The organism is Petralouisia muris (assembly GCF_004793545.1).
GTDB lineage: Bacteria > Bacillota > Clostridia > Lachnospirales > Lachnospiraceae > Petralouisia > Petralouisia muris.
The window spans coordinates 1-12,711 of record NZ_SRYA01000101.1; the positions used below are offsets into that span (position 1 = coordinate 1).

Genomic DNA, 12,711 nt, shown 5'->3' on the forward strand with positions numbered 1-12,711 from the left:
TTCACTATGGGTAAATTTTGCCATTTTGCGTAGAAAAACGTTGGTAAGTTCCTAACGCTCAATACCATAGCTTTTGACTACAGCACCTTAGGGTGGTTTGGAACCTCCACCTGCATGGCGGTTCCGGCGGGCCCTCCGCCATCATCTGTACAGCATAGCTGTCTTCAAGCAGCTACGCTACTTGGACTCGCCTTCGTGGCGCACAGTCATCTGCATACCGCACAAATCTATGTCCCCTGCGTGTTAGTTCCCTGTCCAATTCATTCAGCATGATATTACTTAGCAGTGGACTTAACGGTCCACCTTGTGGCGTTCCTGTTTCTGTCTTTTCAAACACCCCTCCGCTGATAACGCCTGCATTGAGGTATTTATGTATCTGTATAATTCCATTAGAGAACATATAGGGAGATACCATATATAAAGAATGAATGAGTGAGAAGCCTTTGACCTCTCACCCAACATCTCACAGAAAAGCAGGCTGCATTGTTATAAAACCTTACGCAGCTTCTTACGCAAATGAGCCAATCTCGCATAGACAGCCCCTACCGTCAAATGCACAAGCGGGGCAATCTCTTTTGTGGAATATCCCTGCATTTTCAGCAGGACGATTTGTAATGTACACCTGTCCACTGTGACTAATGCAAAATACAGAGTTTCGCTCTCAATCTCGTCCAGTAAATCAGAAACAGACATTATCTCTGCCTGTTTCTCCCTGCCCGCCATGTCCTCAAGGCATTCTCCGAAGTCGCTTGTCCATCGGTAAAACCGCCTGTTGGAATTAAAATCTGCCCTGTCGTCTGTGCGGATTTGCTCAATGACCGCTTCGTCAACGCCGGACTCACGCAAAATCTTTTCCTCGGCTTCTTTCCAGATACGCCATTTCCTGTCCTCCCGTCCGTGGTTGTATGCCATCTTATTTCCTCCAATCGAAGTTGATTGAGAGGGCAGGAAAAGCCCCCTCATTTTCCCAAAGGAAAAAACAAGGGGGCTGAATGCCTTAAATTTTGTTTTCGATTATCTTCCTCAGCTTCGCAAGGATTTTAGCTTTGCGCTTATTCACAACGCTCTGTGTTATGCCTAACCGCAATCCGACTTCCCGCTCGGAAAGTTCTTCAAAAAAGATTGCTTGTATCAACGTCTGTTCACCGTCCGACAATAAGGGCAGGGCGGCTTTCAGCCTGTCCACCATCACCGCATGGACAACGGTTTCCGCAACGTCCACTGTTTCATCAATAACGAAGTCAAGCACATTTCCCTCGCTGTCTGTAAATCCCTCCAATGACAGCAGCTTGTGGTTCGTGTCCAGCTTTTGCAGATAATGCCACCGTTCTTTCTCCTTGTAGAAATCTGCGTACTGTTCCCACACTACCTCAAGCAGACAGCCCTGCACGGGGATAAACAGCTTGTCCATGTAACTCTGGTCGGCTTGCCTGCGGCGGCAGAAATCCGTATAGGACAGCTCCACATAGCCGTCATTCTTTTTGATATATACTTTTCTTGGTGCGTATTTCACCGTATTTTCCTCCAATCTGAATTTTTGAAAATGTAAAAATCCAGATTGGATAGGCGGCGAACGACAGCCAACAGCGGAAACAGCCCTGCGGCACATTCCGATAAAAAAGGATATAAGAAAAACCGCACAGGCTGTCACACCTTTACGGTTTATGGAGATTTTATTTCTATTATGTAGATATTTGACTTCTACTTGCAGGGTGCAAAGTCCCCGTGTGTTAATAAAGATTTTTTTAACAGGCTATCCATCCATTTTCGGAATGATATGTATAAACAGGAAATACTGCTTGCGGGCAAAAGAAATCCCTCCAAACTTCAAAAAGCGAAGTCGGAGGGTAATGAAAGCATTACAGAGCAATCCACCGAAACATCGTTTTTTTTAATTCAGTGGACTTGCCCTGTCTTACTGTTACTGCCTATTGCATAAAGCTAATGCTTAACATTTATATAAATGCATCAGCCGCATAAAGGCTTTACTTTTCCTCTACAGAAAGCCATATTTCAAAATGGAAATTATCATCATGAATTTCATCACTCGGATAGACCTCAATGCACATCCCGCCTGCCGGCTGATATTTGCTGGTTGGGAAAAATTCTGTATAAATCTTTCGATATAAGTCTTGGAATGCCTCTGGCATTTTCCCAGTACAAGGGAACACCGCCCAAGTATTTGCAGGCACTTTCTCAATCGTCAGCCCTGCCGCCACATCACCGCCCGAATAAGCCGCCCCGATTGCATAGTCAAAATCCCCTTCTGTCGGGTTGTCAAAGCATATTCCTACGATTGCCCCTCCGAAGATATTTTCTGGATTGGCGTATCTGCACAACGTGTCAATCGTCCCATCCGTTCCGCAAGCCGCCCATGTCGCATGGATATTCTTCTGGCTGATTTCATGTCCTCCTCCATATCTGGCTCGTTTGGCAATGACCTCAAACTCTTCCCGTTTTTCAATTCTGTAATCCATTGTCGTTCCTCCTTCTAATGTGATTTTTACGGAAACTCTGGAAAAGGATTTGAGTGTAAGTTTTTCGTTTTTCGCTTGGACAGGCGTAATCCCGTGGAACTTTGTGAATGCCCTGCTAAAGCTCTCTGGGCTGTTATATCCGTATTTTAAGGCAATATCTATCACCTTTTCATTTCCAGACGATAAATCCGTTCCTGCCAGCGACAATCGCCTGTTGCGGATATACTCGCCAATAGAATAGCCGCAAATAATATGGAAAACCCTCTGGAAATGGAAACTGGAAGAATACGCCTGTTTCGCAATTTCAGCATAGTCTATATCTTCCGTAATGTGGTCTTCAATATAATCTATTGCCTTCTGTAACCCTTTCACCCATTCCATGTTTTTTCCTCCTTCCGTAACCATAGTATAGTAAACTAACAACGGCTTTTCCTGATATTCTATGCTTTGCTTTGTTAAGTTTCAATTATCCCTGCTTGCTTAAATTTTAAATCATGCAGCCTGTTATCGCTGATAAATTTCTTTTTTCTTGGGTCGCCCTCTGCACGGTAAATGGCTAAACTTTCCAAATCAAATATGGAACTCCAAACGGTTTCAAAATCTGGCTCATTGTCATATTGGCACATAAATCCATAATCGCCTTTCAAAAGCTGCTCAGTAGTCTTGATATAATCGTCCCTTATCTTCCCCGAAAAAAAACTGTCTATGACAACTTTATACCGCTTGCGGGAATCATAATCATCCCCATTTGCATCGTCATAGGGCTTCATTTCATCAGAAGTAAAGCTGTTTACAGTACAAACTATCCTGTTTCCATGAAAGATTTCCGCTTCACGGACTTTTTTGAGAGTCGGCGTACATTCGGCTACTGCCATATTGCCGCTTTTATCCGCAAGTAAAATGTTGCAGTTAGACGCTATCGGCAGATTCATAAGTAACGAAACCGCCTGCTCTGTATCATTTGCCTTTTCAAGCAAATACCGTACAATAAAACATGAGTTAAACCCTGCTTTTATCTTTTTAAGGTCGGTCATTACAAACGTCATTGCCACGGCAAGCCCGTGTTCGTTTAGTCCCTCTTCCTCGTTGATGAAAGAGGATGTAGTGATATTGAATCTGTTTCCATTCCTCGGTGCATAAATTTCACTTTTACATCCATCACGCAGATAAGGCGGCAAATCATTATTTCTGCCATATATCAATCTGCCATTTTGGGAATAGGCAAAAGCCGTACAGCCCCGAATCTCAATAGGGAAGTTATCTTCCAAATTATACATACAGCAGCCCATACACAGCATCCACGAAGCAAAATGCAGATAGTCTGCTCCTATGGTGTCGCTTACCCCTCTTATTTCTTCACATACTTCTGGAAAAAACTTTCTTAATATTTCCTCACTTTGTTTTCCATGTTCCAGTTGAAAATTATCTAACAGCAGCGGAAAAGAGATTTGGCATTTGTTAAAAATTTTTCCACGCTTCACACCCATTTTATAATGGTCGCCTTTTAGCCTTAAATGATACATTTCCTATCTGTCCTCCTCTTTGATTGCAATCCATACTTTGGAATGTCCATGTGCCGGCTGGCTGTCACAAATCGGATACACTTCAATGTCTGGCAGTTCAGCATATTTATATCCAGAGAACGGCAGCCATTTCATATAAAACCGTCTGAATACACTTTGGACATCTTCTTTAAAACATCCATCATTCTCAAATATAACCCAAGTAGCCGCAGGAATTTCATACTCATACATATCCGCAGGGGCAGAAGCATTTGTGGCAACGCCGATATAATAATAGATTTCTTTTGGACTTTCGTATACACTGATTCCTAAAATCCCATTTGGCTCTTGATTAGATAATTTGCATATTTCCGAAAACTGGTTTCCCTGCAACGTGGTTTTCCAAAAATCGGGAACTATCCTTAAATTTTCTTCCATATCACACGTCAAAGGAATGCGGATTCCCACAATATGCAAAGGCTGTTTTTCCGCAATGTGATACACCATAGCGCTTCCTCTTGTTATTTCGATTCTAAACTGAATTGACGGATATGCTTGCAGGATACACCCCATAGCTTTTGCGGCTGTTGGCGTAATTCCATGAACATTCTGAAAAGCCCGATTAAAAGAAGTCGGAGAGGAATAGCCATACTTCAAAGCAATATCTATAACTTTCTCGTCTGTCCGCTGCAATTCAAACGCTGCCTGTGTCATTTTTCGGCGGCGTATGTATTCTGCCAATGACACGCCCGAAACATAAGAAAAAATACGCTGAAAATAATAGGGAGAACAACACGCAATGCGGGCGGCTTCGTCATATGATATTTCCTTGTCCAGATTATCTTCTATGTAATCAATGGCGGCTCCAAGCTTTTTCAACCATTCCATATTCTTACCTCCTCGCAAACAAGAATATCTTAATCTGCTTTATATTTCCTCTCTTTTTCTGCTATCTTTTGTAAACCCACATATAGTGTATCTGAATAAAAAATTCGTTTCAATAACTTCCCGAAAAGAAAAACGACAGAGATTTCACCCTCTGCCGCCATGTTGCCTATGCGTATATGATTTCCTCGTTCACTATCTCCCTCGCGCATGCTCTTACATTATTCATTCTTTTTGTCCATTCTAAGGCGTTTTCTTCCTTTAGGCGTTCCGTTATGCCCTGTGCTTGTTTCATGCCCTCTATGAGCCTTTCAAAGCGTTCCTGCGCCTGCCTGTTGATGTCGGCAAGATATGTATTCAGTCTGCCGCTTGTAAGAAGATTCGTGTATGTAACTTTATGGTACTGCTTCAGATAGTCCAGATGCCGCCGTCCGAATACGCCAATCGGCTGTTCTTTTTCGGGTGGTAAGTCAAGGCGGGGGATAAGGTAATCTCCCTGCCGTTCAAATTCGCCGCCGATTTTTTCAAAAATTGTTTTCTCCATTGTGTTTACCTCCTCAGTCATAGTTTATTTTTCCATTGCTGTTTTTCGTGGGCAGTCCCTCTTTTTGCGGGGCTTGCGAATCATCTTCGTCTTGACAGTCTGCTCCCCTATGTAACCGCCGAAGCGGTAACAGATTTTGACGGTCTGCTGCATCCCGTCCCCTGTTTCCGTTCGGTCAGACACCTCAATCCGCTCCACTAAGAGGTTAAGGTTCTCGGCGGTCAGTTCCGTTATCCCCACATACCCCGCCATCAGTTCCGCCCACTGTACCGCATTGCTCTGGCTGTCCTTAACTACCTGCAGGGCATCCTCAAGCGTCACTATCTGCCCCAACAGTTTCTCCTGCTCGGTCTGGTACTTGTCAATCAGCCTTGTAAAATTCTCATTGGAGATACGCCCCGAAAGGGAATCCTCATACAGACGGTCAAACAATCTCGTCACTTCATCATAGCGTTTCCTCGCCTGTTTCAGCTTCATTTCGTTGCTTTTCCCCCTGCTCCCATCCGCTCTGGCATTCATCCTCACCGCTAGGGCAACCGCTTTCTCCCTATCCTCAAAAGCAAGGCGGGCATGGTATTGGATGTCCGCAAGTACGGCGTTGTATAAATCCTCATAGTAAATGCGGTGGTCTGTGCAGGCTTTTGTGTTGTGGGCGTAGGTGGTGCAGACATAGATACGGTGCCTGTCCCGACCCCAGTAGCGCAGGGCAAGGGCTTTCCCGCAAGCGCCGCACTTCACAAGCCCAGAGAAAACCGACACAAAATTATTTGTCGTATCGCGCTTCCTGCTCAGGATTTTTGCGTTCGCCCCGTCAAAGATTTCCTGCGAAACCAATGGCTCGTGGGTGTTGTCCGTCCGTATCCATTCCTCCTCTGGCAGCTTCTTGTATTTACCGAGTTTAAAAATGGCTTCCGTCTTGCACATCACGGAATGACCGAGATACACGGGGTTTCCTATCATGTTCCGTATGATGGTGTGCGACCATTCATACTGGTTCTGGGGGTTTTTGAACCGTTCTGGGTAATGCTTCTCCCCACGGGTATGCTGCCACCACGAGGGGCAGGGCACTTTTTCCTCTCGGAAAACGCTCGCTATCTTATGTGCCCCCATGCCCGCATTTGCAAGCTCAAAAATCCGTTTTACAATCCATGCCGTTTCCCCATCGACTGCCAGCTTATTATGGTTGTCAGATGATTTGCGGTATCCGAACGGCGCATAGGAACAGCGGTAAAGCCCCGCTTTTGCCCTCGCCCGAATGGAAGAACGGATTTTCCGTGAATTGTCCCTGCTGTAAAATTCATTCATCACATTCTTCAGTGCGGCAATGTCGTTGTTTTTGTTGGCGGTGTCCACGCAGTCATTGACGGCAATGTACCTCACGTTTTTCATCGGGAAATAAATCTCCGTGAAATGCCCGACCTTTAAATGGTCACGCCCCAGACGTGACAAGTCCTTTGTAATTACCACGTCAATCTTCCCCGCTTCAATGTCATCCAGCATACGGTTAAAATCTGGCCTGTCGAAATTCAAGCCGCTCCAACCGTCGTCCACATAGGTTTCAACGACTAAAAATCCATGCTCCCTTGCGTACTGCGCCAGCATTGCTTTCTGTGTTTTTATGCTCTCGCTGTCCCCCTGCGCCATGTCGTCTTTTGACAGCCTACAATACAAGGCGGTTCTTAAAATTCCCATTCCATCCATCCCCTTTCTTCATTTTCTGTCCCTATTGTATTCTGTATCTTTTATTATCTCAAAGGTGCGGGGAGAGGTTTTCCCCCTCCGTACCTCGTCCACAAGCAGGGAAATAAAGGCTTCCCTCATATCCCTGCCGCCCAGATAGACTGGCTGAACCTCTATTTTCGGGCGTGTGACTGTTTTTGCCATAGGCATATCCTCCCTAAAAGATGGAAAAAGGGCATCTGAAAACGCCCTTAATCCAGATAAAAACATTTATTTTCCAGTTCTTTTTTTCATAGCGCAGAGAGATTTTTCTTCCCTTTCACTGTAACGACCAAGCCGCTTTTACCATCCGAAAACAAAATATTATCGGCTGTTCCTGTTCCCTGTTCTTCAAAAAGAGCAGCCCCACCGCAGACGTGAGGTCGGTTTTTCTCTCGTCCACCATCTGTAAAATTGGCGGTATCAACTTCGTCCCAAGTTGGGACGAGGTTAAATCCGTGTGGAAACCCTGCCGCTTTATCACTTCCAGTTTCATCTTATAAACAAATGCACGCTCCGATGGAAGAATATCTATTATTCATTTTTTAGTGTCTGGCAGAGCAGCATTTCCTGACGGCATGACAGCCATGACAGGTATGACGGGTATTTTGGGATACCCCCGCCGCTGTCACCCCTTACGGGAGAACACCCCCGCAAACGCAAGTGCAGGCGTGGGGTTTCCCTGCCTTTCTTCGGCTCGTGAACCCACCCCTGCGGTCAGAAAAATCAAAAGATTTTTCCGACTGCGTTTACAGGGTGTAACACACTACACTTTGCCCTGCAAAGAGCCGTGTGCCAGACGTTCCCTCTGGACTCCCTTCTGGCAGGGCTGCGCCCTGTTTTATCCTCCGCTCTGCGCTTCGGATGGAAGATTGGCGGCGTTACCCGTGTCAGCCATGCCAGCATGAGGGGGCATACCAAAACTGCCGTCATACCCGTCATGGCTGTCATGCTCCCCACCGCATCTTGCAAGGATAATCTTCCTGCCGCTATACTTCCTCTGATAGTCATACTGGATGCCGTTCTCATAAAGGAACGTGGAGCGGTACTCGTTGAGCCATTTCGTGATGACCGTGGACAGTTCCCCGCTTTCCCCCATAGCTAACAAAAGTTCCGTAGCTGTCCCCGTCCACTCCTCTTTATCCTGCATGAACGCCACTACCCGAAAAAGGATAGAGGGAACCTCTGCCGCCGCAAGCTGCTCCTGCGTCTGCCGCTTAACCATCTCCCAGCTGCAATCACGGAAACGGAGCGTCAACTCCTGATAGGGCGTGTCCCTGCCAGTGACAAACAGCTTTGCGGTATCAGATGCTCGGCTCTCCTTTTCCAGCACAAACGTAGCGTCCGCACTCCCTGTCAAGCCTGTCGTGCCAGACACCTTGTTGAACACGTCGCTGTCGTTCTGCTTGCGGATATGGTGTACGACGACAACCGAAAGGGAATGCCTGTCGGCAAAATCTTTCAACAGCGATATATCCCCGTAATCGTTGGCGTAAGCGTTGTCTTTGGATGCAGTACGGATTTTTTGCAGCGTGTCAATGACAACCAGCCTGCTGTCGGGATATGCTTTGAGGTAATCTTCAAGCTGCACGATAAGACCGTCTGATAACTTGCTGCTTGCCACGGCAAAGTGAAGCCGCCCGCTCGCTTCGTCCGTCAGACGGAACAGCCTGTCCTGGATGCGGCAGAACGTATCTTCCAGACACAAGTAAAGCACGTCGCCCTCCAATGTCTGCATATCCCATAAGGGGATTCCCTGCGACACGCAAAGGCAGAGCTTCAGCATGAGCCAGCTCTTGCCGATTTTCTGTGAGCCGCAGAACAGCGACAAGCCCGTGGGGATAAGACCGTCCACCACAAAGGACGGCTTTTCAAGCGGTTCATAAAGGAGCGTGTCAGCATCCACCGTCTGTAACTGCTGCATAAAATCCCTCCCTCCGTGTTGGATTTTGTTTGTTGCACATAGGCGTTGTCCTCCTTAGATTTATTTACCCCTGCCAGAAAGCAAGGGTATGTAACGCAGCCATTCCATACAGTTCCACGCTTTCCTAAAGCGGCGTTTCCTCCGTCTGTGCCATGCACGGATTGGGCAGGGGAGCAGGCTCATATCGTGGCTCTGCTGTCCCCTGCGGCGGGTATCCCCCCTAGCGGCTGCTGTGAAGTTTTCAAGGAGCGGTAATCTATGGAATCGTTTTGTGGAAATAAAAAGGGCGGGAGGATTTGACCTCTCACCCAATAGCCGCTAAAGGAGCATGATTTTGGACATGGTGTTCTGATTTTTTGAAAATATGTAAGCTCCCGACACAGAACCTTTTTTTCAGTTAGTGATGAGTAGCCGTATTAATTTAAAATTTCATAAGCACAAACCTAATTTTTGTGGTAAAATGGCAAAAGATAAAAACTACCTATCATAAAGTGTAAACAGAGAGGTGAATGTATAAATGATAAGCATAGAAAAGTTCCAACAAATACGTTCAAGTGAACATTTAATCGTTTTAGATACAAATGTATTATTGGAATTATATCGTCAACCAGCTAATATCAGTTTGGATGTAATAAATGCATTGAAAGAAATCCAAAATAGAATCTATGTGCCAAGACAGGTTTATGATGAATACTTGAAACATTTTCATAAGATATGTGGTGATGAAAAAAAGAGATACAAAAATATAACCAGAGATTTGAATGATTTTTTTAAAAATCTTCAAAAAGATATTACATCAAAAATAGGAGAATACAGAAAACATAATTATACGGATATTTCTAAACTACAAAATGATTTAAATAAAGAAATCAAAGACGCACAAAACATAATAGCCAGTTTTGAAGAAAATCATAATGCAGAGATTCAGCTAAATATAGATTTTTTAGAAAACGATAAAGTAAAGGAATTTGTTGACTTATTGCAAATCCAAGGCAATATTGGTGAAAAAATACTATTCTCAAAGAAACTATCATTATTACAAGAAGGACAAATACGGTATGATAATTTAATCCCACCTGGCTTTCTGGATTATACAAAAGATGGAGAAGCAAAATTCGGAGATTTATTTGTCTGGAAAGATATAATTACAATAGCAAAAGAGAAAAGTTCCAATATCATATTTGTGTGTAATGACACTAAAGATGACTGGTGGGAAAAAAATAGGGATACTCCTATTGATTTAAGGCAAGAATTAGATGATGAATTTAAAGAAATCAATCCTTCTTTAAGTATTAACTTTTTGACTCTAGATAAATTTTTCTCATATTTGGCAGAAGAATTAAAATTGGGAAAGTCAAAAAGTGCTTTACAATTATCTGCATTAGATGATATTAAAAGCATATTAGACAATTATGAAGATGAAATATACCAAAGCATTGGCGAATATTTGATAACTATAAATGTTAATGAAGAATTGGATGAAGAACTTTTGGAAACTGGTGATGAAAATATATATTGGAGCATAGCGGATGTTTCTGTTGAAAAAGAAAACAAAAATATCATATATTATGTAAGTTTGGATATTAGTGTTCTTGCGGATTTAGTTTATCAGGAGGATGGCAATTATCCTTATGATGCAGGTAAAATCGCTTTAGCATTGACGGGTCAAATAGAGGTAACTATGGAAGAATATTCAACAATCAGCGAAATAAAAACTTTGAGTGTTGAAAAAAGCGATATTTTGCATATTGAACCAGAAGAGTGGGGTATTGTAAAACATATGGAGAACCAAAATCCTTGTAAAGATATTATTTCTGCGAGCAAAAATGTCACTAAAATCCAAAAAAATGCAGAGCAACTGAACAATACTGTAGATATAAGTAACTTGAAACAAACATTGCAGCAATATGCAACATTATATGAGGGTTTAGCCGAATCCATTAAACCAATGCAAACTAACGGAGTTTTTTCAGAATTGGCAAATCAAACTTCCATAAGCAAAAAAGCACTATCAGCAGCATTTGAGCCAAAGAATAACGCCCTTGCAGAATTGGCAAATCAGACTTCCATAAGTAAAAAAGCACTATCAGCAGCATTTGAGCCAAAGAATAATGCCCTTGCAGAATTGACAAATCAGACTTCCATAAGCAAAAAAGCACTATCAGCAGCATTTGAACCAAAGAATAACGCCCTTGCAGAATTGGCAAATCAGACTTCCATAAGCAAAAAAGCTTTATCTGCAATAAAACCTTTTCAATTTGGTGGAACAGCAGAATTGAAAAAGCCATTTACAGCAAACAGCAAAATCATTAAACCAACAGATAAACCAGAGTGACTTTCTAATTAAATCTTTTACGTTATAGGCAATCAACCCCCGCTTACCAAATCAACGGATGGATAATATTTAATTTACTGTCCGTTGATTTTTTATGTTCTCAAAAGAATTTACACATCAGCGATATTACCCGCCCATCTTTAATGGTTCTTGATAACACTTCTATCAGCTTACTCTGGCATACCGTATCAAAGAATTTCTCTAAATCCATGTCCACGACATACACATATCCATCATTGACGTTCTGCTGACATTGTCTCAGTGCGTCATCGCACCTCTTTTGGGTCGAAAGCCAAAACTGTTCTCCGAAAACTGTTCCTCATAAATCGGGGACAGCATCTGTGTGATTGCCTGCTGAAATACCCTGTCAACTACTGTCGGCACTCCCAGTTTTCGGTATTCTCCTTTTGTTTCTTTGGGTATCTCTACCCTGCGGACTGGGTTGGGTTTGTATTTCCCATCCTTTAGCTGCTGGATTAGCTGCACTTGGTTGTCTCTGAGGAACGGCAGAAGTTCATCTACGCTCATCCCATCCACACCGCCTGCTCCTTTGTTTGATTTCACTTTCTTGTATGCATTGTTTAAATTAGTCGGTTGTAAAATCTTCTCCAACAGTCCGTCCGTCTGAAAGTTTGTGATGATGCGGTTGTTTTCAGCAATCCTCTGACAGGCGGACACTTCTGCATACTCTTTCGATTCCGTCGATACCATTTGCAGATAGTCCTCAATATGAAGTTGTCTGTCCTTAAATCTGTCATTAGTCACATTCATTTACTCACATCTCCTAAAGTTCAGTCCTTCCCATCGTGTTTGCAACCACAATGGCACTATGACCTCTGCTGACTTCTCGCCATTCGTTGTTACTACGAATTTCTTGTGCATTTGTTGATGCAACTCCATCCGCTGACGAGACCTCCCCAGGTAAGAACGCAATCTTTCGCTCCATCCATCTGCCACATTTACCACAATTAGTTCCGAGTAGTTATTGGATTTCGACTTGTTATGCAGCCTTATCCCTAATTGTAGCCTGATGTGATTTCTGTTCGTCAGACCAGAGCTTTGCCTCTAGCTTTCTTCAGATTCCACCTCACGATGGACACCCTTGCTTTTGGCTATACACTTCCCACTACTAGGGCGTGTTACGGACTTTCACCGATTAGATTGCGTCCATACTGGGCGCACACACAAAAAGGAGAGGAATCCCTCAAATCATCCTCTCCGACACTTCTCTTATCACCAGCCAGCCTAAATCCCACGTCACTCAGAAAATTCCCGCACCAGTATATCGCTTTTCTCCAAAAACTCCTCTATGGTAAAAAATCCCA

General features: G+C 43.7%; 12 protein-coding genes and 1 pseudogene. 1 reads left to right on the forward strand and 12 read right to left on the reverse strand.

All coding sequences use genetic code 11. The features are described 5' to 3' along the window. Positions 1-172 precede the first annotated feature (172 nt). The 11 genes and pseudogenes from E5329_RS25820 to E5329_RS25865 form a co-directional block, all read right to left on the reverse strand. Entirely contained in the window at positions 173-415 is a 243-nt protein-coding gene (locus E5329_RS25820; protein ID WP_456320039.1) for a reverse transcriptase domain-containing protein, read from the reverse strand. Positions 416-486: 71 nt separating this feature from the next. Then, positions 487-912 (reverse strand): RNA polymerase sigma factor, encoded by a 426-nt coding sequence (locus E5329_RS25825; RefSeq protein WP_135992096.1) that lies wholly within the window; start codon positions 910-912, stop codon positions 487-489. Positions 913-997: 85 nt separating this feature from the next. After that, positions 998-1,513 (reverse strand): sigma-70 family RNA polymerase sigma factor, encoded by a 516-nt coding sequence (locus E5329_RS25830; protein ID WP_275443758.1) that lies wholly within the window; start codon positions 1,511-1,513, stop codon positions 998-1,000. Positions 1,514-1,985: 472 nt separating this feature from the next. Next, entirely contained in the window at positions 1,986-2,858 is an 873-nt protein-coding gene (locus E5329_RS25835; RefSeq protein WP_135992097.1) for an AraC family transcriptional regulator, read from the reverse strand. Positions 2,859-2,932: 74 nt separating this feature from the next. Further along, entirely contained in the window at positions 2,933-4,000 is a 1,068-nt protein-coding gene (locus E5329_RS25840; protein WP_135992098.1) for a C45 family autoproteolytic acyltransferase/hydolase, read from the reverse strand. A 3-nt stretch (positions 4,001-4,003) separates the two neighbouring features. Next, entirely contained in the window at positions 4,004-4,867 is an 864-nt protein-coding gene (locus tag E5329_RS25845; RefSeq protein ID WP_135992099.1) for an AraC family transcriptional regulator, read from the reverse strand. A 166-nt stretch (positions 4,868-5,033) separates the two neighbouring features. After that, positions 5,034-5,408: a TnpV protein gene (locus tag E5329_RS25850; protein ID WP_135992100.1), complete on the reverse strand. Its 375-nt coding sequence runs from the start codon at positions 5,406-5,408 to the stop codon at positions 5,034-5,036. 24 nt (positions 5,409-5,432) lie between these two features. Next, positions 5,433-7,100, reverse strand: a complete 1,668-nt coding sequence (locus tag E5329_RS25855) for a recombinase family protein (RefSeq protein WP_135992101.1) — start codon at positions 7,098-7,100, stop codon at positions 5,433-5,435. Between the two features lie 18 nt (positions 7,101-7,118). Continuing rightward, positions 7,119-7,292 (reverse strand): hypothetical protein, encoded by a 174-nt coding sequence (locus E5329_RS30095; RefSeq protein WP_168356775.1) that lies wholly within the window; start codon positions 7,290-7,292, stop codon positions 7,119-7,121. Positions 7,293-7,461: 169 nt separating this feature from the next. Further along, positions 7,462-7,659 (reverse strand): annotated as a pseudogene (locus E5329_RS25860) (ParB/RepB/Spo0J family partition protein); the annotation flags it as partial. Positions 7,660-7,968: 309 nt separating this feature from the next. Then, complete coding sequence (locus E5329_RS25865) at positions 7,969-9,051, reverse strand: AAA family ATPase (RefSeq protein WP_135992102.1); 1,083 nt, start codon at positions 9,049-9,051, stop codon at positions 7,969-7,971. A 517-nt stretch (positions 9,052-9,568) separates the two neighbouring features. Between E5329_RS25865 and E5329_RS25870 the strand changes: the two genes are divergently transcribed. Then, complete coding sequence (locus E5329_RS25870; RefSeq protein WP_135992103.1) at positions 9,569-11,386, forward strand: PIN domain-containing protein; 1,818 nt, start codon at positions 9,569-9,571, stop codon at positions 11,384-11,386. Between the two features lie 258 nt (positions 11,387-11,644). On the opposite strand, the gene E5329_RS25875 is transcribed toward E5329_RS25870, so the two are convergent. Continuing rightward, positions 11,645-12,157, reverse strand: coding sequence for a reverse transcriptase domain-containing protein (locus E5329_RS25875; protein ID WP_330572365.1), 513 nt, complete (start codon positions 12,155-12,157; stop codon positions 11,645-11,647). Positions 12,158-12,711 lie beyond the last annotated feature (554 nt).